Raw genomic sequence first — 20,493 nt, 5'->3', positions numbered from 1 at the left:
AATGATTAAAATAAATTCTTAATTTGATCTTGAATATCTGTGGTTTTTCGGCCAATCAAATGTTCTAAGTCTTTACTTTCACTATACATTGCGCCGTTTACAGTTTGTACATCCGCATCTACAATAACCTCTACGAGTTCCTTTGGTAGACCAGCATTTAGAAGTGCTAGGGTATGATTTTCAGGGCTGAGGTTTTGATATTGCACAGTTTTACCTGATGCTAAGGCAATATAAGACGCTAAGTCTGTAAGGGTGAAATGACTTGAGCCTGCAAGCTCATAGGTTTTATTTTCATGACCTTTTGAGCTAAGCACTTTGGCGGCAGCTTCTGCATAGTCTAAACGGGAAGCTGAACTAATTTTTCCATTTTGGGCGCTTCCGTAAAGCGTTCCTGTTTCCGCTGTATGTTTAACGTTTGCAAGATAATTTTCGTTGTACCAATTGTTACGAAGGAATGTAAATTCAAGCCCACTTTGTCGAATCAATTGTTCAGTTTCACGGTGTTCTTGGGCAAGACCGAGTGCGCTTTTATCTGCATTAAGTAAGCTCGTATAGGCAACATAAGGTACTTTTGCAGTGACCGCTGCATCAATTACAGCTTTATGTTGTGGTGTACGACGACCAATCTCATTAGCAGAAATAAGTAGTAATTTATCGACTCCAACTAATGCGGTGACGAGTGTTTCAGGTTGATCATAATCGAATAAACGAATTTCAATACCTTGATTTTTTAATGATTCAGCTTTGTTTGGATTACGAACTAAGGCAATAATATTTTTAGTATCAATTTCTTTTAATAGTGCTTGAATAACCAATTCACCGAGTTGACCTGTAGCGCCAGTAATTGCAAATTTCATGTTTTCACCTAGAGTGTTGTTTAATTTTCGAACTTGATGGTATTATCTTAAAGATTAAACTTACGAAATGTAAGTACGTACCTAAAAGTAAGCTAATTACTCATTGGAGAGAATTAATGAGCATCTATGGATCAAGTGATTTGATTGGTCAGGTTTTGTCCAATGAGTGTCCGTCACGAGAAATTTTGGAACATTTAACCAGTAAATGGTCTGTTCTAGTTTTACGTTGTTTAAGTGAGGGTGTGCTGCGCTTTAGTGAATTAAGGAATCGTATAGAAGGGGTGAGTGAAAAGATGCTTGCTCAAACTTTACGAGTATTGGAACATGATGGTTTTATTTTACGTACGGTTTACCCTGAAGTACCACCGAGAGTGGAGTATCAATTGACGATTTTAGGTGGGCAAGCTGCTGAAAAATTAAATTATTTAATTTCTTGGATTGAGAGAAGTTTACCCGATATTTTGGAAAATAAAGCTCGTTTAGCTAAATAAAATAGAATAAATAAATTGATCAAAACCAACCATGTTGGAATGTAAATTTTCACATGGCTGGTTTATTAGAGTATTGGCATTATTTTTATTTATGTTTTTTGGTTGTTTTTAAGTCACTGGTTTTTAAGCATATAAGCCCAGTGATGACGGCACCAATTGTGGCTAAAAACATATCTTTATGTGCATCCCATATGTCACCTTGTTGACCATTGTAGTTTTCTGCTTCTTCAGGTGATAAGCCAATTGCAATCCACCATTCTATCCATTCATAAAATAGACTAGAAGCCATTACAAATTGAATCACCAATAAAAATAAGGTCTTAGCTTTTAAGCTAGGCAGCCAAACCTGAAATAACCGGTAGAAAAATGGATATAAGAATAGACCATAGAAAAAATGAACAAAGCGATCGAACATATTACGTGTCCAGCCCATTGCCTGATTTAGGTCGAAATGTAAGTATTTGATAGACCAATCATTATAAGGCACGTAGGAGTAGAGGTAATGTGCTGCTATGATATGAATGAAGAGAAATGCAATATAGAGTGCAAATGAAGAAAAACTCAGTCCAATTTTTTTTAAACATACAAATAAGACAATCAGCATGAGTACTGTGCCAATTTGATGCAGTATATAAGAGGAATATTCTAAAGGATTAATACTGGCAATGATGATTGCAATCGCAAGGATAGCAAGGGCGATCCAATGTTTTAAGGTTAAATTTTGATATATCATTCTATTATTTTCTAAAATTTATTTATGCGCATTGTAATCAAAATGCAAAAAAATGCGAAGCCGTAGCTCCGCATTTTATCTAAAATTTAATTACTGAAAGTAAAGCATTTAATTAAATGATTAATTAGATTTTAGAAATCAAACCTTTAACTTGTTTTGCTTGATCAGCAGCATTACCTGTATAGGTTGCTGGCGTCATTTCAGCTAGACGTGTACGGTCAGCAGCAGGAACGGCTTCAAGTTCATTACCATTGACAAAATCAACCATCATGTCACGTGTCATTGCTTGACCACGAGTCAATGCTTTTAATTTTTCGTATGGCTTTTCAATGTTATAACGACGCATAACAGTTTGAATTGGTTCAGCAAGTACTTCTTGAGCATTGTCTAAGTCATCATTGATACGTGCAGCATTTAACTCAAGTTTACCAATGCCTTTCGAGCAAGCTTCAAAAGCAATTAAGCTTTGCGCTAAACCAACGCCCATGTTACGAAGAACAGTAGAGTCAGTTAAGTCACGCTGCCAACGAGAAATTGGAAGTTTTTCACCCAAGTGAGCCAGAATAGCATTGGCAATACCTAAATTTCCTTCAGAGTTTTCGAAGTCAATCGGGTTCACTTTGTGTGGCATAGTCGAAGAACCAACTTCACCGTCTTTCAAACGTTGTTTGAAGAAACCTAAAGAGATATAACCCCAAACGTCACGGTTAAAGTCGATTAAAATTGTATTAAAGCGACGTAAAGCATCAAACAATTCAGCGATATAATCGTGCGGTTCGATTTGAGTAGTGTATGGGTTAAATGTTAAACCTAAAGACTCAACAAATTCCTGTGCATGACCAGGCCAATTAATTTCAGGGTAAGCAGAGTAATGTGCATTGTAGTTACCGACAGCACCATTAATTTTACCCAATAATTCAACTTGGTTAAATTGTTTGATTTGGCGCGCTAAACGATAAGCGACATTCGCCATTTCTTTACCCAAAGTGGTTGGGCTTGCAGTTTGACCGTGCGTACGAGACAACATTGGCTGTTCAGCATGTATTTCTGCTAAAGCAACAATTGAGTCTACAATTTGTTGCATAGCAACAACTAAAACGTCACGACCACTTTTCAGCATTAAAGCATGAGAAAGGTTGTTAATGTCTTCCGATGTACATGCAAAGTGAATGAATTCACCTGCATTTTTTAATTCATCAATGTGCGCGATTTTTTCTTTTAGGAAATATTCAACGGCTTTAACATCGTGATTGGTTGTACGTTCAATTTCTTTGATACGGTTTGCATCATCTTCTGAAAAATCAGTCACAATAACATCTAATGCGGCATTGGTCGCAGCAGAAAATGCAGGTACTTCAGTAATTTCAGGGCGGTTCGCAAGCGCTTGTAACCAACGTACTTCAACAGTTACACGAGCGTGGATTAAACCAAACTCAGAAAGGAAAGGACGTAAAGCATCACATTTACTTGCATAACGTCCATCTAATGGAGAAAGTGCAGTTAAAGCGTTCATAAAGATTCCTTAAGTTTTGGAATTAAATGTAAAACAAATACCCGAAACATATCAAATTAAACAACCTGATATTGTAAGCGAGCAAGATCTTGAATATCTTGAAGAAGTTTTCGTTTACTAAACATCATATTCCAAGAGCTACCTCCGAGCTGTCGCCAAAGGTGAGCCATTTGCAAACCAGTAAATAAACTGGCACGAATACGATTGGTATGTGAAGTGTCTTTAAACGCTTCTGCATTACCACGCACGAGAATTCGGGGATTAATCTGACCCGCTGTATCGACATAGGTTTGCGCTAAATTAGCAACGATACTTGGGTGTAAATAGTTATTATCGAAAAAAGAAAGTTGTTTTAATATTTTTTGTTGTGATTTTTCAATGATTTCGACAAATTGTGGATTGCTATAAACTTTCTTTTCTAGAGCCAATAATGACATGGCATAAGTCATTGGTAATTTTGCATTGGAAAGTTTAGGAATACGTGATTGAGGTGAGGTCGTAAAAGGTTGGGTGATACAGTTTTCTAGGGCTTTAAGTCCTAATGAAATATCGCCTAATTGATTGAAAAAATCTAAAGTTTGATTTGATTGATTATCGGTAGGATGGATATTTAAGCTGGCTTTAATTAATTGCTCAAAGTAAAAATTACCATTTTCAGTCACAGTTTGACGCCCAGATATTGCAGTCATGTGCGTCAGCTGTGTTGCTTGGAACACAGCTGCTAACGCCAAAGCTTTATTTTGGCGTTGATTCAAAGTTTGAGGCTGTTGAAAGGGTAACTCAACCATGCCTAAATTCCTTTAAATAAAAAATTTAATCAATAAAATTTGGTTTAGGAGCATTGGTATGATGAATCACGCCACCACCTAAACAGACTTCTTCTGCATAGAACACCACACTTTGACCTGGTGTAACTGCTCTTTGCGCTTCATCAAATTCGACACGTACACCATTTGGCGTATTGGTATCTTTATAAATTGTACATGCTTGGTCAGGCTGACGGTAACGCGTTTTAGCCGTGCATCTGAAGCCTGTGTCAGGAATTGCTTGTTCACCTGCAACCCAATCAATGGTTTCTGACCATAAAACTGTACTTTGCATGAGTGGGTGTTCATGACCTTGACCAATCACCAAACGGTTATTTTCAATGTCTTTATGTAGAACAAACCAAGCCCCTTCTTCTGCACCTTTTAGACCACCTAAGCCAATACCACCTCGTTGACCGAGCGTATAGTACATTAAGCCGTGATGTTCACCAACCTCTTTTCCTGTATCTAAGACAATTTTCCCAGGTTGCGCAGGTAAATACTGTTTAAGGAAGTCATTAAAACGACGTTCGCCAATAAAACAGATCCCTGTTGAGTCTTTTTTCTTAGCTGTGGCTAAACCTAATTGTTCAGCAATTTTACGTACTTCAGGTTTTTCAATTTCACCGACAGGGAATAATGTTTTATTAATTTCACGACCATGAACAGCATGGAGGAAATAAGTCTGATCCTTATTGTTATCTACACCGCGTAATAAAGGTGCATATTCATCACCTTTAGAATTGGTTGCCGTTTTACCACGACGACAATAATGTCCAGTCGCAATAAAGTCAGCACCTAAATTCACAGCATGATCTAAAAATGCACGGAATTTAATTTCTTTGTTGCATAGAATATCTGGATTTGGCGTACGACCTGCAGCATATTCTGCAAGGAAATGTTCAAAAACACGATCCCAGTATTCCATGGCAAAGTTAGCAGTATGTAGTGTGATGCCAATTTTATCGCAAACTTCCTGAGCATCGGCAAGATCATCCATTGCCGTACAATATTCCGTACCATCATCTTCTTCCCAGTTTTTCATGAAAAGCCCTTCAACATGATATCCTTGTTGAAGTAAAAGTGCTGCAGAAACAGAAGAGTCTACACCACCCGACATACCGACGATGACACGTTGTTGCATAGGATTAGGCATCCAAATTTGAAATTAAAGGAGAGTTTTGGTGCTCATAGATGAGCGAAAGCGGGTATTTTTGCCCAGAAAGTGCCTCTTGTACAGCTTTAATCACTAAAGGGCTGCGTGCACGAGCAGTTTCAAGCAGTTCTTCAAGCGTCATCCATTTTGGACCGACGATATCTGTATCAAGTTGCGCATCTGGAAAGTATTCAGTTACATGGGCTAAAAAGCAAAATCTATAATAGGTACGGTCTGGAAACATGGGTGGGGTATAGGTGTAGATGCCAAGTAAGGAATCGATCTCTACTGCATATCCTGTCTCTTCCATGGTTTCACGTAACGCAGCTTGAATAATGGTTTCACCAGATTCAACATGCCCAGCGGGTTGATTGAACACAGTATGGCTTACACCTTCAGTATATTCTTCTACAAAAAGAAATTTTCCATCTTTTTCTACAACTGTTGCAACAGTAACGTGGGGTGTCCAAGCGGTCATGACCAGCACCAAGGGAGATAAAGCATTATTCTACAAAATTTAGCACGTGGTGGCTATGTTCATAAGGGTTTTCTTTGATCATCCTAAAAGGATTTATATCTATAGTCTGTTTAAAAATACATCATGGTCGAGTTTTTTTTTAAATTTTTATTTCCTTATTTTATAAAAAAAGATTTATTTCATGGCTTTTAGTAGGATACTTCATGTAAAAAGTTTAATAAAAATATTCTTATATCTTGGTCTCTAAATGCAATTAAATGTGACATCAATTCATGAAGTAATTTTTTATTATTTTAATTCTTATCAGTAATGACCAATAGATAGAGGTTGTAATTCATGAGTAAATATTTCAACGTTATTGGTTTTATAGTGAATGGCATTTAATTTATTTTTGTACAATAAATACTCGATCAAGGCATTTACTATGATTGAAGTATATGATAAAAAATAAGTATATATAAAATTTTATTAAACTTAACAAATATTTATTTTTCCTGTTAATGGTGTATTTATTCAATTTAGTTTTACTAGATGCTTTGTTGAGTAGGTATGGTTATCTAAAATGAATTAGGTCATGGATCTGTCGTTTAAAGATGTGTAATCACAAATAGAATGGAAATAAACTTTTTTGATAAATATGGTTTAAGCATATTTTATTGGAAATATATGCTTATATTGAATCAAAAATAAGTCTAACTTTAGTGATTTTATAAGTGGGTATAATCATGAAAAAGGCAATAAAAAAGGTATTGTTTGCAGCAGGGCTTTTAGTTGCGGTTGAGCTGGCGATGGCATGTACACGGGTTGTTTATTTAGGCAATAATGATGTGATGACAGCACGTTCTATGGATTGGAAAAGTGATGTTGGAACAAACTTGTGGATTTTGCCCAATAATGTAAAACGCAGTGGTATGGCTGGGCCAAAATCGATTCAATGGACATCTAAATATGGCAGTGTTGTCGCAACAGGTTATGATATTTCAACAACAGATGGTGTGAATGAAAAGGGTTTGGCTGCAAATTTACTTTGGCTGGTTGAGTCTGAATATCCAAATGTTAAAAACAATAAAAAATCGCCATTAAGTATCTCACTTTGGGCGCAGTATGTTCTAGATAACTATGCAACAGTAGATGAAGCAATTCAGGCTTTAGCACAAGAGCCGTTTATGATAGTGACAGATCAAGTGCCTGGTGAAAAAAGACTAGCGACTCTGCATTTATCAATTTCAGATGCAACGGGTGACAGTGCCATTATTGAATACATTGGTGGTAAGCAGGTCATACATCATAATCGACAATATCAAGTGATGACAAACTCTCCGACCTTTGATCAGCAATTGGCGTTAAATACATATTGGAAACAAATTGGCGGAACAACGATGTTACCTGGAACCAATCGAGCTGCAGATCGGTTTGCAAGAGCATCTTTTTATATTAATGCGATTCCCAAAGATGCGACACCTGGATATTCTTTAGCAAGTGTATTTAGCGTGATACGTAACACATCTGTTCCGTTTGGACTCAATACAGAAGAAGAGCCAAATATCTCCTCTACACGTTGGCGTACAGTGGTAGATCATAAGCGAGGACTTTATTTTTTTGAATCTGCTGTATCACCAAATGTTTTTTGGGTAGACTTAAAAGAGATTGATTTTAAAGATGGTCAAACCAGAAAGCTTGAGTTGGGTGCTGATCAAGCAAAAGTTTATGCAGGTAAGGCTAATTCTTCTTTTAAGGTCGCTCCACCATTTCAATTTTTGGGCATACAATAGGATTTAAAAAAGTATGATAAAGAAATTATTATGTATACCTTTCAGTGTATTACTAATTACTGGGTGTGCTTCAAATCCTAATGATGCTACTTCAAATCTAGGTACGCAGGGATTATTAATTTGTCAGCCAAATGAGCTTTGTCCAATCGTGACTGTAGTGTGGAATGAGACACATAAAGATTTTTTAAAAGTGAAACTTAGCTTAAATAGCGCCTATACAAAATATAATATTGAAAAAGTTGTATTTAGTGATGGCGCAAAAAGTCACTCATTTAATGTGATTGGACCAACTGAAATTGATTTTGCTTTTAAGGCAAATCGCTCTCGCAACAGTGTGCTTATTCCAGTCAATCTTATGGGGGACTTTAAAAGTTCTCAAAATATCTTTATGGAAATACATACAGATCAAGGTGTGATTACTCGATATATCTTAAAAGATAATGTCAAAGCACCAGTATTTGCAGAATTAACCAAATACTACAACGTTTCAAAATAGAAATTTGATCCAAAAAATATAGACCTCGTTCCACTGTACGTCAGTGGAACGAGGTCTACTTGAACCAATTAATTCAAATAATCAATATGCTTTAAAAGATGTTTATATGTTTGTTATATCCCTAATCATTCGCTTCTAAATATTGATTTGCTACTTTGACATAGTGTCTTGCTGAATAAGGTAAAAATTCCTTTTCTTTATCAGTTAAAGGTCGAACCTTTTGTACTGGGCTTCCCACATAGAGGTAACCACTTTCTAAGCGCTTACGCGGTGGAACCAGTGAGCCTGCACCAATCATGACATCATCTTCAATCACTACATCATCTAGAACAATGGTATTAATTCCCACTAAAACACGGTTGCCAATGGTACAACCATGTAAGGTGACATGATGTCCAATGGTCACATCTTCCCCAATCACTAAAGGTGAGCCATTGGGTTTAGCATCATTTTTATGACTGACATGTAACATGCAATGGTCTTGTACATTAGAATAACGGCCAATTTTGATACTATTCACATCACCTCGAATGACTGCAAATGGCCATACAGAAGCATTTTCTGCAACAATAACATCACCAATGATCACAGATGAATCATCAATATAACAAGTCGAATCAATCTTAGGATGATGATCCAAATATGGACGAATGTTCTTTTTCATTGATGTGTTCCATGTCTAAGTATTTGCAGTTAAAACTATTATAAAAGAAAAAGCACCCAACTCTAAGAGATGGATGCTTTGGTCTAATGTTTAGAAACGATGTATTAAAATAAGTTGCTAAAGAACATTTTAATATGGTCAATCATACGAGAGAAGAAACCCGCTTCTTCAACTGCTTTTAATGCAACCAAAGGTTTTTCTGCAATGACTTTACCATCTAAAGTCGCTGTTAATTTACCCACAACTTGACCTTGTTTTAATGGTGCATTTAAGTTGGGTTGAACAGTGACTTGAGTTTTAATGGCGTTTGCTTGACCTTTAGGCATGGTCACATTGAAGTTCTCGGTTAAACCAATTTGAACTTCGTTGTCTTTACCAAAATAAACTTTCGCTTTAGCAAGAACTTGGTTCGCAGGTTGAACACTTACTGTCTCAAAATTCGAATAACCCCAAGCTAAAAGTGTGCGTGTTTGGCCCGCACGTTCATTCATAGATGGTGCACCAAAAATTACCGAGATCAAGCGCATAGGACCACGTTTAGAAGAGGTTGTTAAGCAATAACCTGCTTCCTCTGTATGACCTGTTTTTAAACCATCTACACTTGGGTCAGTATAAAGTAACGCATTACGGTTACCTTGTTTGATACCGTTAAAAGTGAATTCTTTTTCAGAATAGATTGGATAATATTTTGAACTGTCATGAATGATATGCTTTGCAAGTAAAGCCATATCTTTCGCAGTAGAATAGTGTCCTTCCGCGGGCATACCCGTCGCATTAACAAAGTGAGTGTTCACCATGCCAACACGTTTTACTTCTTGGTTCATTGCATAAGCAAATGAACCTTCATTACCTGAAATATGCTCAGCCATAGCTTTAGAAGCATCATTACCAGACTGGATGATAATACCGCGCAACATTTCCAATACTGTTGCAGTGCCATTTAATGGAACATACATACAAGATTCAGTGCTGCTGCCTTTACACCATGCAGACTCATTCATGCGAACTTTTTCATTTTCAGTCAGTTCGCCTTTGAGGAGTTTCTGCTCAATGATGTAACTGGTCATCATTTTGGTCATAGACGCAGGAGCTAATTTTTCATTTTCATTTTTTGATGCCAGAATTTGCCCTGTCTCATAGTCCATTAAGACATACGATTTATTATTTAATTCTGGCGGGGTAGATAAGACGGTTGCTGCGTATGAAAATGAAGGTAAAAGTAATAATGCAGCAATGGTACTTTTTCTGATCATTCTAGGTCGTTCCAATCGTTATTTGAGCACAAAAACAGGCTTGCATTTTAGGGCAAAGCAAAGCCGACTTCTATAAGGAAAGTCGGCTTATTATTTACTTATTGTAACTATTTTACTTTAATAGTTGTAATCAGCGACTTCTTGACACATTTTGGTATTTTCTTTATCTCCAAATTGTTTAGCATCTGCCTGAATTTGCTTTAAAGAAACTTTGAAATCTTTCTGTTTACTGATTCGTCTGATTGCTTCTTGAGGGTTTTTCTCATTCGGCAATACTTTTTTTAATTCAATTGCATAGTTCTTATTAAATTTTTCACTGTCTTTTTTTTGAAGAAGAGCAGGGCAAATTAAAGACAAGTTATAAACAGTTGCAATTTCATCGGTATAAATTTCTTCTTGAGTAACATCAATATTATCGTTACTACTAATGGCTTTACTTGGTGCAGCATAGGCGTGTGCCATAAATAAACTGCTTGCCGAAATGAGACTTAATGTAAGCATTTTTAAAGTCATACGCATAATGAACCTAATCAACTATAAACTTAACAATTGGCATAGGTTAAACGCAATTAGGGTGGAAAATATAGAGAAAATGTATCGAAGTTGTAGATTTATATATTGTTATTGCCAAATTAAAATAAAAAATGTCAAAGCAACAGGGCTTTGACATTACGTATACAACGAACTCTATAGCTGAATATGATTTAATATAAATAAAATTAAAACAATTGCTTATGCTGGAAATTATGACTCTAAAGTTAAAATATCAGCACAAACTGATTTCTGTTCTTCGTTATCCACTTCTTTGGCATTGGCTTGAGCTTCTTTAAATGCTGCTTGATATTCTCCATCTTGTTGTAGTTGTGCCAATGTTGTTGTTTGGGAAAGATTTTTTAATAAAGTGTTAGTTAAAAAATCGATTTTAGTCTTTAAAGCAGGATTATTCGCTGTAAAAGCAGGACAAACATCGATAAGTACTTGGGTTGAAGCAATATCTTCTTTAGTAAGCAGGTCTGCTTCTTGTACGGTAATTGTTTCAGCAAATGCAGAATGCGAACAAAGCGTGATGAATGCGATAGAAATTGTACGAGTAAGAGAACGTGTAAACATCTTTTTAGTCACAAATTTGATTTTTAAATGGGTGTATAACTATATATAATTGTTGAATAAATTAATATTGAATTACTCGTGAGTCATTTAATAGAATTTGTGTTATTAGCTTTATAGTTTTGATGTGTTACTTTGCTAAATGAAGTTTAGCGCTGTTAAAATTATTTAAAATGTTGAACATTATTCGTATTTAGACATACGAGTAGTTGAATGGTTAATTGCCTTTTTAGAGAATTTTTATTTTGAATATTCTTATTGTAAACAATCACTTTATTAATTATTTGAAATATCCTACTGTGAACTTTGTGTACACAAAAATATATGCCTGAAGTGCTTATTAATTAAAAAAGAGAATCTTGATGTTCGTGGTATTAATTAATAATAGATAATGATGAAAAGAAGCCTACCATGTTCAGGTAGGCTTCTTTATTTGAAGGTTTTACAATTGATTAGGTTTTTGGTGTGTTTTGATTAGGCTGAACGCCTTTGTCTTTTTGATCTTGGCTAGGCTGAGGAGTGGTTTTGGGTGGAGTTTGTTCAGTGGGTTGTTGGCTAGCATTTAGTGTGTGCTGAATTTTCTTTTCGGGAAAAATCTTTATAATCAGACATTTTAATCTTCTTTAGTTTGTATTAGTGGAATGTTTATACTAGGCTCTTAATCCCTTAACACTAAGGTAGTTGTGGGAGGGAGATGTGGATAAATGTACGATTAAAAATTTTATTTCTTATTTATATTTCAAGATTTTTTTTAAATTTCTATAGCAACATGATTTATATCATTACGTGAACAATCAAGATTTTTAATTTATATTTTTCGATACTCATCCACAACAATCGTTTTAATCAATGCAATTTAAATTTAGCATTCTTATGAGAGTTAATTGACTCTTATTATATTATTTAGCCAATGTTAATAATAAGCCTTAATTAGCGCAAAAGATAAAAGGTTAAAGCCTTGCAGAAATGTGGAGCTTTTTTTAATTCATCAATCCTTGGCATTGGGTTAATTGGAATAACAAAACTAATGATAAGCTGTGCTGGAATGTAACAGTTAAAAGTGACAATAATATGGAGCTGTTTTTTAACTAAAGGATGTACACCATGTTAAAAACCTTAGCTTTAATAGGGTCTGGTATAGCGATTGGATGTTACTATCAGTCTTGTAAAAATGATTCACAGACATCTAAATGTAAAAAATCAAGCAAGGACAGCGGTGAAGCCACTAAGGAACAACTTCCCACCTAGCTCGTATTGATTTAAGTAAAGACCACCTTCAGGTGGTTTTTACGTTTTAGACCAAGCAACAGTGTTAGACTCCTACTGATAAATAGGAAAACACATGAATATTTGCATCGGCGGTGAGCTGAATGGTCAGATTGTTGAGAAAGTTGGTTTCCAATTCAAAGTAGATCCAGAAAATGACAAAAGCCCTATTTATTTCAGACAGTCTGTAGTCTTAGAGAGTGAACTTTATAGATTTTGGTTTTCAAGCACAGTGGCTTTTCATGATGCTATAACCACTGCCGAGAATATTGTAAGGCGGAAAGTTAAAATTTAGATTTGAATATTTATAAAGGCGCTTAGGCGCCTTTTTTTACGTCTAAATTTTATAAAGGTGATTGTGACGTGCACAAGTAACATGATTAGGGGATTTATCATGCCAGCATATGTATAAGGGTAGTGCGCCACCCAAAGGGCGATTTTGATTTGTGACGCTGAACAATATGCCCAGCTATAAGCGCAAACGGTGGGATGCAGAAACCAGCCGTATAAATCGGTTTGAATTCAAAGTGATTTTGTTACACATTGAGTTAGCCTTAGAGCCTTAGATTGTGGGTGACTCCCCGACCAATCGATTTGAAAAACACAAAGCAGATCAATAGCTAACTTTGAGATGTTTGTCCTGTTGAGTAGCAGTAGATCAGTTGCCGAGCTGATCAATATCGTAATCTAAGGTAAGGATATGGTGGATCACCACATCCTTTTTATACGTCATTAGCTCTGTTGGATAGAGCATCCGCCTTCTAAGTAGATGGTCAAAGGTTCAAGCCCTGTATGGCGTGCCATATTTTAACTGGTTCGAATTCGTGCTAATAACACCGACAATCTCTCCTATTCTAATTCTCTTAATTTCTATGGAACTAAACCTATCGAATTCGAAAACTTTAAAACTGTATAGGGCAAAACTTTGACACACTTAATTGAGTTATTCGGTATGTCCGAATAGCTCATCTTATGATGATCTTTCTTATATATCAGAACACCGATGGTCAAAAAACTTACAATATTTAAAGGTTCATCACATTTGAATGTTTGGGGTGTTTTTAAATGCATAGTATTTTCAATGACTTGTTTAATATGTGGTTTAATTTTATTGTAATATTATTATAATGTTATTATAGTTTTATGATGTTCTGAGCAGTTATCAAAACTGGTTAGGCTTTATAACTTTATAAACAAATCGAGAAAATAAATGGCTAAATTAAGTTTAGATTCACTAAAAGATATTGATGGGTTTATTGCCTCTGCGCTTGTAGATAGTGAAAGTGGTTTATCATTAGCAACTAGTGGTGGTGGTGGTTTGGATTTGGAATTAGCTGCTGCTGGTAATACTGAGGTTGTTCGCGCCAAAAGAAAAACAGCTAAAGCTTTGGGGTTGCAGGATCAAATTGAAGATATTTTAATTACCTTAGGTAAGCAGTATCATGTTATTCGTCCGCTTGAAACAAATGAAAATTTATTTCTTTATGTGGTTCTGGATCGCTCAAAATCAAATCTCGCAATGGCTCGTCACGAATTAAAAGCATTTGAAAAAGGTTTAGATTTTTCTTAAAAAATGAAATCAATTAAAAATAGTTAAATAAAAAAGCTCATCGAAAGGTGGGCTTTTTATTATTACAAAACATCCGGTAATTTCACTATTTAGATAATAAAAACCCTACTTAAAATTAAGTAGGGTTATATATGCAGTGATCTGCGTCGTTAATCACTGCTTCTATATTTTATTTTACTTTTGGCTCTTCTTTGTTTGGCTCTACTGTCTTCTCTGGTTCAGTCGAGGGTTTTGGGTTGGTTTCAGTAGGTTCATTTGCTGCCTTAATTGAAGGGGTAGCCGCTGAGTCAACTTGTTTTGAGAAACTTTTAAATCCAGTAGTCATTTTTCTTTCCATTGAATTGTTTATTGAGAGGTTATAATGTGCTGTTTAATAAATAACATTAAGGTGTTTGTGGGAGTGGAATGTAGTGATATGTTCTGCGAAGTATGTTTATATCGACAAAATATATTAAGATTAACTTAAAAATATCAATCAACCTTTGTTATCATTAAGTTTTAAAAATAAAAAATTATTTTACAACTTACATGAACATGACAAATATCAAGTATTGGGGTTGTATTAATCTGATTTAAAGTATTTTTTATTAAATATTAATAATTTATAAAAAATCTATAAAAATGTGTTAGATTGTAGTTGATCGAATCCGTATGCGAAACGGTAGTGTTTGAGTTGTTACAGGAATAGGCGCATTCCCTTCAAAAGTTTTGAAGCTTAAACAGTTAACGCTGAGCATGAGATCGCAACATGCCGATCTACGAAGCCCACTATTATTTTGTGGGCTTTTTTATTGAAAAAAAACCTTGATCTATTTTTTATTTATTGTTAATAGTAGAGTGTTATTTAGTCAATATTAATAACAAACAACAAACCTTAATCAGCGCAAAAGATAAAGGTTAAAGCCCCACAGTTAAGTGGGCTTTTTTAATAATTAAAATGGTACACTGGCATTGTCTTTTAAGTACATGGTTATATGTCTGAAATCTATAAATACCGTTATACTCAAATTAGTACATTTGGGTCATTGCCAACACATAAAGTTTCTATAAGTAGTACAGATGGGAAGACAAAAATTATTTTCGCTGATAATACGTTTATTTATGGCACTGCTTCTGATTGGGCTTTAAGCCATTCAGGGCTCGATTCAAGAAAATCAATATGGTCGGAAGAGCCGAAGGTATTTCTAGAAAATGAGCGAAGAAGACTGGAGCTGTATAAGGCTTCTCATCCATCATTTACTACAGAATCGGGTATCGGTTAAATAAATTAAGAGAATTTTCATTTAAAAAGCACTTTAGTTGGCTATATCTTAAATTAAGTTTGCTTTGTTAATGTGTACAGCGTATAAAGTCAATTCGTTGATGCGGGATGGAGCAGTCTGGTAGCTCGTCGGGCTCATAACCCGAAGGTCGTTGGTTCAAATCCAGCTCCCGCTACCAACGAGAAGATTTAAAGTTTATAGCCTAATTTGCTTCATGCTTATTAGGCTTTTTTTATGTGCCGTTAGCTCAATTGGATAGAGTAATACCCATTCTAAATGGATGGTCACAGGTTCAAGTCCTGTATGGCGTGCCAGATATGGAGCGAGAGCTCAGTTATTTGATGGGACTTTTTTAGTGTGATATATATATGTTTTATGTAATATTTTGCCAGTTACATCACGTTATTATTTGGGTATTATATTTGTATAAATAACTTCTTCGTGAAGTTTATTTATTTTTATAGTCTGTTTCCTTCCCCAAGGTGCAGACTTTTTTTTATGCCTGAGTTTTCATTTGTATGAATTTGATGCTTTTAAAATGGTGTATTTACACCAAATTGAACTATCCGGAATTACCGGAAAGTTGACCTTTAGTTACGTTTCCTTTGTCCCTTGCCGAGCGTATTACGGCATAAAAAACATCATTACATTCTAGATGTTGATGGGGTTTTTCTTTGTACTAAAGAATGGAAGTTGTTTGAGAAAGCCCTTTAGGGGGGCTTTTTCGCATAATGCCCATTATGTTAAATGAGGGGGATAAGAATGTTATTTTAATTAGAATTATAAGAATGTAGACCATTCAATACGTCTTCAATCATTCTTTCATTTTCTCCAGATGATAAGTAGTCAAATTGGCCATCAATGATTAAATGGCTCAAACCATGTACAACACTCCACGCTTTGGTCGCAACTATCTTTGCTTCACGGCTCTCGACATCAAGCTTTAACGCTTGAGCTGCTGCATAGAGCATGCCCGTATAAGCTAAACTTGCTAATTGCTTCAAATTCTCATCATCATGAGATACTACAAAACGACCATACATTAAGCGAAATAGCATCGGGTTTTGTACTGCAAAATGAATGTATTGATGCCCTGCTTTAATAAACCCTTTCTCAGAATTAGATGCATTTTGAATTGCTAAAGCCTGAGCTTCTAAAAGTTTCTGAAAACCTTGAATTGCCAAAGCTGTAAGTAACTCTTCTTTGCTTGCAAAATGTCGATACACAGAGTTTGCAGATACTCCGATTTTTCGAGTTAATTCACGCATGCTGAAACTAGCGTCTATCGAAGATTCTAAAAGCTCTAAACCCTTGCTTAACAATACTTCACGTAAATTCCCATGATGATAAGAAGAAAGAGAATCTATATTCTTGACTTTCAATGTTGACACTGTATACATTTATGATTATAACTAAACATTAGCATTATTGTGCAAATAAAAAAAATGAATTACTCAAATGGAGTACCTAAATGTCTAATTTTCTAAATGTCCTTGCAAACAATACTATTGCAATGAAAACATTAAATTATCTATCTCAAATACCGAAACTTAGAGTTCCCTACGCAGATGATAATCCTTTTCTAAAAGGACCTTTTGCACCCGTCAAAGATGAAATTAGCACTCAAAATTTAAAAGTAATTGGTGTCATACCTCCAAATTTAGATGGTTTATTTTTAAGAATGGGTCCTAATCCAGTCGAAGTGGACAATCCTGCCCTATATAACTGGTTTGTTGGTGATGGCATGGTGCACGCTTTACGTATCCAAAATGGAAAGGCACTGTGGTATAAAAACAGATATGTAGGTACACATAAAGTGAATGACAAGCTGAATAGACCAAGAATTAAAGGTCATCCACGAGGCGTTGTCGACATCACCAATACCAATATTATTGGTCATGCAGGAAAAATATGGACACTTGTTGAAGCAGGACCATTACCTGTGGCAATGGATGCAGAGCTGAATAGTCTGAGTTACACTCTTTTTAACAGCGAAGAACGCTATGAATTTACAGCGCATCCACATAAAGACCCAGATACGGGCGAGCTACATGCTATTTGTTATGATTCTTTAGTCTTAAATAAGGTTCATTATCATGTTATTGATAAAGAAGGGAAACTAAAAAAAAGAGTAAGCATTCCTGTGCAGCATGGTCCAATGATGCATGATTGTAATATGACCCAGTCTCAAATGATTATTTTTGATTTGCCGATTACTTTTTCATTAAAAAACATTATGAAAGGTGCAGATTTTCCTTATATCTGGAATGATAAGCACGAGCCTAGAATAGGGTTATTACCAAAAACAGGCGAGGCACAAGATATTCAATGGTTCAAAATTGACCCGTGCTTTGTATTTCATAGCTGCAATGCTTATGATTTGGAAAATGGAGATGTCATTGTTGATGCTTCTGTGCATGAAAAGACTTTTGCCAATACTATTCAAGGTCCCGCAGATGAACAAAATATTCGCTTTGAACGTTGGCATTTAGACCGTAAAGCAGGTGAATTAAAACGCACCGTTATCTCCAACATCCCTCAAGAATTTGCACGTTTTGATGAACGCTTAACAGGTAAACCTTATCGTTATGCCTATACTCTTACTTTGGGTGAAGAAAATAAACCTGGTAGTCCAACCGATATTTCACCTAACTATTTGCTTCGTCATGATTTAAAAACAGGTGAGACTTTAAAGCATTTTTATGGCGAAGGTTATGCTACAGGCGAAGTCATTTTTATTCCTAAAAGTAAAGAAAGTGCAGAAGATGAAGGGTGGCTCATTTCTTATGTGCATTCCATAGATGCAAATCATCAAAAAATCACAAAAGTTGTCATTTTAGATGCGAAAAATATTGAAAGTGACCCTCAAGCAACGATTGAACTTCCTGTGCATGTACCACTAGGATTTCATTCTAATTGGGTGAACCAAGACGAAATTTTTTAACTGGCTTTTGAAATTATGATAAATATAATTAATCAGGAGGTAAGTTGTAGTTGTGGTCAATCAAAGTTTATTATTCATGGAAAACTTTTAACAAGATTTATTTGCCATTGTCAAATTTGTCAAAAAATTTATAAAGATAATTCTGCTGATATTTTAGTTTTTTCTAAAAACTCTATAACGTTGATGAATTATACAACGATACAATTTAAAAAACATCGTCTGCCTCCTGCAGTGAATCGAGGGGTATGTTTAAATTGTTTACAACCTGTAGTTGGCTTTATGTCATTAATACCATTTGTAAATATTGCATTTGTGCCCGCTATGCATTTGAAACAAACTAATATAGTGCTTAAACCTTCAGCTCATGTTTTTTATCATCGGCGTATTCAAGACAGTTATGATGATTTCCCCAAGCTAAGTGGTTACTTAAGAAGCCAGTTATTTTTAAGTAAACAGATTTTAATAAATATTAAATAAATAGAAATGCTTTATTTTTAAAAATAGCTAAAATTAACATAATACACCTTATACGAAATTATTCTTTATTCTGATATAAATCATTAGCTTAAATGTTTTAAAAAAGCCCAATCAACCTCGATTGGGCTTTTTTATGTGAAAATTCATGTTCCACGTTTGAGCAATACACTCACTTTAACTTAGTCGGAATTTTCATATAAAAACTTTAACTGTAATGAAACTTTCGTAAAAACAATAATAAAAATTACGTATAGTGTATATAAAATTAACTTTTATGAAACCGATTCACTCCAGCCATCGACAATATTAGCCCAATCTTGAAGCATTTTGTGACGATCATTTAGCCATTTTGCGTGGTTATATGTCGCTCTTGTTTTATTTTCTTCAACATGCGCCAATTACTTATTGATCCAATCGGGTTTATATCCTTTTTCATTAAGTAGGGTGGATGCAGTTGCTCTGAAATCATGAGTAGTCACTTCAGGTAAGCCAATGAAAACCAAAATCCTATTGAGTGTTGTTCTTGCCAACATTTTATCAGTTTTAAATGGTGCAGCAAAAACATCAGTTTCATTTTGAGATATTTCATATTATTCTTTGAGTAAAGAACATAGCTGATCAGACATTGGCACTAGGTGTATGTAATTTTTTCTTGTTGCTACGCTCTTGCTTACGTCGTCTTGAAGCTTTAGGGAATTCAATTACTTTCTCATTGAAATCTACGAACGACCATTGCATACGCCTAATTTCCGAAGCACGTAATATGGAATACATCATAGCTAAACACGCATTTCTGACTGTTGTAGTGCCTCCATATAATTCTAGTCGCACTCTAAGCTTTATACGTTCTTCTTTACTCAAAGCTCGGGCATGTTCGATTTCTGGTGACTCTATAGCACTTCTTACTGCATAAGTTGGATCATTGTCAGCTCTAAGGGTAACAATCGCATACTTCATTACCAGACTAATAAACCTACGGTTCTGGTTGGCTGCTGCTTCACCAGTTCCCAAATGACTTAATTTTCGTACTCTCGAGACCATCTCTTTCATAATGCTAAGAACATCTGATGAATTCACATCTTTAATGGGTTTATGGCCGATCACTTTGTATACGTTTTTTCGCATCGATCTTTTGTACTGCTCTATATAGTCCTGACTCTTGTATTTGATTTGCTCCAGAATGTATTCCTCGGCTATTACTTTAAAAGTATTTGAGGTCGCTGTGATTGCTTCTACTTTTTTTTGCTTTTTATCATCGACGGGGTTTACACCATCTTTTAAAAAATTCTAGATTCATTTTTCTTTTTAAGAGCCTCAGCAAGATAGACGGCAGGGTATTCACCAAAACTTACCGTTCCCTCCTTGCCATTTAAAGTGTATTTGAATCGCCATATATTCTTGCCAGATGGTCTTACTTCAATGTATAACCGTTCTGCATCAAGTACCCTACACATTTTATCCAAGGGCTTTAAAGATTTTATCTTAGTATCTGAAAGCATTAAGTTATCCGTCCAATGTGAAAAGTTACCCGCTATTCTCCCATTTTAATAACAGATTAGTATGAACTGATAAAGACTAAAATAGATTAAAGCTATGGATAAATAAGGGCTGTATAGGGATTTTTAGATTAATATAGATTTAAGTAGAT

The 20,493-nt window shown here is 35.2% G+C and carries 20 protein-coding genes, 2 tRNA genes and 1 pseudogene; 10 read left to right on the top strand and 13 right to left on the bottom strand.

Annotated elements, in window-relative coordinates; all coding sequences use genetic code 11:
* Positions 1 to 5: 5 nt before the first annotated feature.
* Positions 6 to 857: an SDR family oxidoreductase gene (locus ACG94X_RS07545; protein WP_419383126.1), complete on the bottom strand. Its 852-nt coding sequence runs from the start codon at positions 855 to 857 to the stop codon at positions 6 to 8.
* Between the two features lie 116 nt (positions 858 to 973).
* Between ACG94X_RS07545 and ACG94X_RS07540 the strand changes: the two genes are divergently transcribed.
* On the top strand, positions 974 to 1,348 hold the full coding sequence (locus tag ACG94X_RS07540; protein ID WP_419383125.1) for a winged helix-turn-helix transcriptional regulator: 375 nt from the start codon (positions 974 to 976) through the stop codon (positions 1,346 to 1,348).
* An 85-nt stretch (positions 1,349 to 1,433) separates the two neighbouring features.
* On the opposite strand, the gene ACG94X_RS07535 is transcribed toward ACG94X_RS07540, so the two are convergent.
* The 5 genes from ACG94X_RS07535 to ACG94X_RS07515 all read right to left on the bottom strand — a co-directional run bounded on the left by ACG94X_RS07535 (position 1,434) and on the right by ACG94X_RS07515 (position 6,034).
* Positions 1,434 to 2,081, bottom strand: a complete 648-nt coding sequence (locus tag ACG94X_RS07535; protein WP_419383124.1) for a DUF2238 domain-containing protein — start codon at positions 2,079 to 2,081, stop codon at positions 1,434 to 1,436.
* Positions 2,082 to 2,205: 124 nt separating this feature from the next.
* Positions 2,206 to 3,594, bottom strand: coding sequence for an adenylosuccinate lyase (gene purB, locus ACG94X_RS07530; RefSeq protein WP_419383123.1), 1,389 nt, complete (start codon positions 3,592 to 3,594; stop codon positions 2,206 to 2,208).
* A 56-nt stretch (positions 3,595 to 3,650) separates the two neighbouring features.
* Entirely contained in the window at positions 3,651 to 4,382 is a 732-nt protein-coding gene (gene hflD, locus ACG94X_RS07525) for a high frequency lysogenization protein HflD (RefSeq protein ID WP_419383122.1), read from the bottom strand.
* 25 nt (positions 4,383 to 4,407) lie between these two features.
* Positions 4,408 to 5,544: a tRNA 2-thiouridine(34) synthase MnmA gene (gene mnmA, locus ACG94X_RS07520; RefSeq protein WP_419383121.1), complete on the bottom strand. Its 1,137-nt coding sequence runs from the start codon at positions 5,542 to 5,544 to the stop codon at positions 4,408 to 4,410.
* 4 nt (positions 5,545 to 5,548) lie between these two features.
* On the bottom strand, positions 5,549 to 6,034 hold the full coding sequence (locus tag ACG94X_RS07515) for an NUDIX hydrolase (RefSeq protein ID WP_419383120.1): 486 nt from the start codon (positions 6,032 to 6,034) through the stop codon (positions 5,549 to 5,551).
* A 725-nt stretch (positions 6,035 to 6,759) separates the two neighbouring features.
* On the opposite strand from ACG94X_RS07515, the gene ACG94X_RS07510 reads away from it, so the two are divergent.
* Entirely contained in the window at positions 6,760 to 7,806 is a 1,047-nt protein-coding gene (locus ACG94X_RS07510; protein ID WP_419383119.1) for a linear amide C-N hydrolase, read from the top strand.
* Positions 7,807 to 7,819: 13 nt separating this feature from the next.
* Positions 7,820 to 8,302, top strand: a complete 483-nt coding sequence (locus ACG94X_RS07505) for a hypothetical protein (RefSeq protein WP_419383118.1) — start codon at positions 7,820 to 7,822, stop codon at positions 8,300 to 8,302.
* 121 nt (positions 8,303 to 8,423) lie between these two features.
* Here the strand turns inward: ACG94X_RS07505 and ACG94X_RS07500 are convergent, their stop codons facing one another.
* The 4 genes from ACG94X_RS07500 to ACG94X_RS07485 form a co-directional block, all read right to left on the bottom strand.
* Positions 8,424 to 8,966, bottom strand: coding sequence for a gamma carbonic anhydrase family protein (locus ACG94X_RS07500; RefSeq protein ID WP_419383117.1), 543 nt, complete (start codon positions 8,964 to 8,966; stop codon positions 8,424 to 8,426).
* A 104-nt stretch (positions 8,967 to 9,070) separates the two neighbouring features.
* Positions 9,071 to 10,219 carry a D-alanyl-D-alanine carboxypeptidase PBP5/6 gene (dacC, locus tag ACG94X_RS07495; RefSeq protein WP_419383116.1) on the bottom strand — a complete coding sequence of 383 codons (1,149 nt, stop codon included), beginning with the start codon at positions 10,217 to 10,219 and terminating at the stop codon, positions 9,071 to 9,073.
* Between the two features lie 117 nt (positions 10,220 to 10,336).
* The gene (locus tag ACG94X_RS07490; protein WP_419383115.1) at positions 10,337 to 10,720 is read right to left on the bottom strand and encodes an MCR_0457 family protein; all 384 of its coding nucleotides are present in this window, start codon (positions 10,718 to 10,720) and stop codon (positions 10,337 to 10,339) included.
* Between the two features lie 243 nt (positions 10,721 to 10,963).
* Complete coding sequence (locus ACG94X_RS07485; protein ID WP_419383114.1) at positions 10,964 to 11,329, bottom strand: MCR_0457 family protein; 366 nt, start codon at positions 11,327 to 11,329, stop codon at positions 10,964 to 10,966.
* A 1,339-nt stretch (positions 11,330 to 12,668) separates the two neighbouring features.
* Here ACG94X_RS07485 and ACG94X_RS07480 point away from each other — a divergent pair.
* The 3 genes from ACG94X_RS07480 (at position 12,669) to ACG94X_RS07470 (ending at position 14,162) form a co-directional block, all read left to right on the top strand.
* Positions 12,669 to 12,887, top strand: coding sequence for a hypothetical protein (locus tag ACG94X_RS07480; RefSeq protein ID WP_419383113.1), 219 nt, complete (start codon positions 12,669 to 12,671; stop codon positions 12,885 to 12,887).
* Positions 12,888 to 13,318: 431 nt separating this feature from the next.
* Positions 13,319 to 13,395 (top strand) — tRNA-Arg (locus ACG94X_RS07475).
* Positions 13,396 to 13,802: 407 nt separating this feature from the next.
* Positions 13,803 to 14,162 carry a roadblock/LC7 domain-containing protein gene (locus ACG94X_RS07470; protein ID WP_419383112.1) on the top strand — a complete coding sequence of 120 codons (360 nt, stop codon included), beginning with the start codon at positions 13,803 to 13,805 and terminating at the stop codon, positions 14,160 to 14,162.
* A gap of 169 nt (positions 14,163 to 14,331) precedes the next feature.
* Here the strand turns inward: ACG94X_RS07470 and ACG94X_RS07465 are convergent, their stop codons facing one another.
* Positions 14,332 to 14,487, bottom strand: a complete 156-nt coding sequence (locus tag ACG94X_RS07465; protein WP_419383111.1) for a hypothetical protein — start codon at positions 14,485 to 14,487, stop codon at positions 14,332 to 14,334.
* Between the two features lie 649 nt (positions 14,488 to 15,136).
* Between ACG94X_RS07465 and ACG94X_RS07460 the strand changes: the two genes are divergently transcribed.
* On the top strand, positions 15,137 to 15,424 hold the full coding sequence (locus ACG94X_RS07460) for a hypothetical protein (protein WP_419383110.1): 288 nt from the start codon (positions 15,137 to 15,139) through the stop codon (positions 15,422 to 15,424).
* Positions 15,425 to 15,525: 101 nt separating this feature from the next.
* A tRNA-Met gene (locus ACG94X_RS07455) sits at positions 15,526 to 15,602 on the top strand.
* Between the two features lie 592 nt (positions 15,603 to 16,194).
* On the opposite strand, the gene ACG94X_RS07450 is transcribed toward ACG94X_RS07455, so the two are convergent.
* Positions 16,195 to 16,815 (bottom strand): TetR/AcrR family transcriptional regulator, encoded by a 621-nt coding sequence (locus ACG94X_RS07450; RefSeq protein WP_419383109.1) that lies wholly within the window; start codon positions 16,813 to 16,815, stop codon positions 16,195 to 16,197.
* An 80-nt stretch (positions 16,816 to 16,895) separates the two neighbouring features.
* On the opposite strand from ACG94X_RS07450, the gene ACG94X_RS07445 reads away from it, so the two are divergent.
* Both ACG94X_RS07445 and ACG94X_RS07440 read left to right on the top strand, forming a co-directional pair.
* Complete coding sequence (locus ACG94X_RS07445) at positions 16,896 to 18,368, top strand: carotenoid oxygenase family protein (protein WP_419383108.1); 1,473 nt, start codon at positions 16,896 to 16,898, stop codon at positions 18,366 to 18,368.
* Between the two features lie 15 nt (positions 18,369 to 18,383).
* Complete coding sequence (locus ACG94X_RS07440; RefSeq protein ID WP_419383107.1) at positions 18,384 to 18,845, top strand: GFA family protein; 462 nt, start codon at positions 18,384 to 18,386, stop codon at positions 18,843 to 18,845.
* Between the two features lie 272 nt (positions 18,846 to 19,117).
* Here ACG94X_RS07440 and ACG94X_RS07435 read toward each other — a convergent pair.
* Positions 19,118 to 20,344: pseudogene (locus ACG94X_RS07435) on the bottom strand (tyrosine-type recombinase/integrase).
* Positions 20,345 to 20,493: the final 149 nt, after the last annotated feature.

The organism is Acinetobacter psychrotolerans (genome assembly GCF_048552595.1).
In the GTDB taxonomy this organism is placed as follows: Bacteria; Pseudomonadota; Gammaproteobacteria; order Pseudomonadales; family Moraxellaceae; genus Acinetobacter.
This window is presented reverse-complemented; position numbering and strand designations above follow the sequence as displayed.

What these genes read in the sequence shown, in the direction of transcription:
- ACG94X_RS07510 (WP_419383119.1), top strand. Translation starts at nt 6,760, where the DNA reads ATGAAAAAGGCAATAAAAAAGGTATTGTTTGCAGCAGGGCTTTTAGTT.
- ACG94X_RS07490 (WP_419383115.1), bottom strand. Translation starts at nt 10,720, where the DNA reads ATGCTTACATTAAGTCTCATTTCGGCAAGCAGTTTATTTATGGCACAC.
- ACG94X_RS07465 (WP_419383111.1), bottom strand. Translation starts at nt 14,487, where the DNA reads ATGACTACTGGATTTAAAAGTTTCTCAAAACAAGTTGACTCAGCGGCT.
- mnmA (WP_419383121.1), bottom strand. Translation starts at nt 5,544, where the DNA reads ATGCAACAACGTGTCATCGTCGGTATGTCGGGTGGTGTAGACTCTTCT.
- ACG94X_RS07500 (WP_419383117.1), bottom strand. Translation starts at nt 8,966, where the DNA reads ATGAAAAAGAACATTCGTCCATATTTGGATCATCATCCTAAGATTGAT.
- ACG94X_RS07515 (WP_419383120.1), bottom strand. Translation starts at nt 6,034, where the DNA reads ATGACCGCTTGGACACCCCACGTTACTGTTGCAACAGTTGTAGAAAAA.
- purB (WP_419383123.1), bottom strand. Translation starts at nt 3,594, where the DNA reads ATGAACGCTTTAACTGCACTTTCTCCATTAGATGGACGTTATGCAAGT.
- ACG94X_RS07505 (WP_419383118.1), top strand. Translation starts at nt 7,820, where the DNA reads ATGATAAAGAAATTATTATGTATACCTTTCAGTGTATTACTAATTACT.
- ACG94X_RS07445 (WP_419383108.1), top strand. Translation starts at nt 16,896, where the DNA reads ATGTCTAATTTTCTAAATGTCCTTGCAAACAATACTATTGCAATGAAA.
- ACG94X_RS07545 (WP_419383126.1), bottom strand. Translation starts at nt 857, where the DNA reads ATGAAATTTGCAATTACTGGCGCTACAGGTCAACTCGGTGAATTGGTT.
- ACG94X_RS07440 (WP_419383107.1), top strand. Translation starts at nt 18,384, where the DNA reads ATGATAAATATAATTAATCAGGAGGTAAGTTGTAGTTGTGGTCAATCA.
- ACG94X_RS07480 (WP_419383113.1), top strand. Translation starts at nt 12,669, where the DNA reads ATGAATATTTGCATCGGCGGTGAGCTGAATGGTCAGATTGTTGAGAAA.
- dacC (WP_419383116.1), bottom strand. Translation starts at nt 10,219, where the DNA reads ATGATCAGAAAAAGTACCATTGCTGCATTATTACTTTTACCTTCATTT.
- ACG94X_RS07485 (WP_419383114.1), bottom strand. Translation starts at nt 11,329, where the DNA reads ATGTTTACACGTTCTCTTACTCGTACAATTTCTATCGCATTCATCACG.
- ACG94X_RS07535 (WP_419383124.1), bottom strand. Translation starts at nt 2,081, where the DNA reads ATGATATATCAAAATTTAACCTTAAAACATTGGATCGCCCTTGCTATC.
- ACG94X_RS07470 (WP_419383112.1), top strand. Translation starts at nt 13,803, where the DNA reads ATGGCTAAATTAAGTTTAGATTCACTAAAAGATATTGATGGGTTTATT.
- ACG94X_RS07460 (WP_419383110.1), top strand. Translation starts at nt 15,137, where the DNA reads ATGTCTGAAATCTATAAATACCGTTATACTCAAATTAGTACATTTGGG.
- ACG94X_RS07540 (WP_419383125.1), top strand. Translation starts at nt 974, where the DNA reads ATGAGCATCTATGGATCAAGTGATTTGATTGGTCAGGTTTTGTCCAAT.
- hflD (WP_419383122.1), bottom strand. Translation starts at nt 4,382, where the DNA reads ATGGTTGAGTTACCCTTTCAACAGCCTCAAACTTTGAATCAACGCCAA.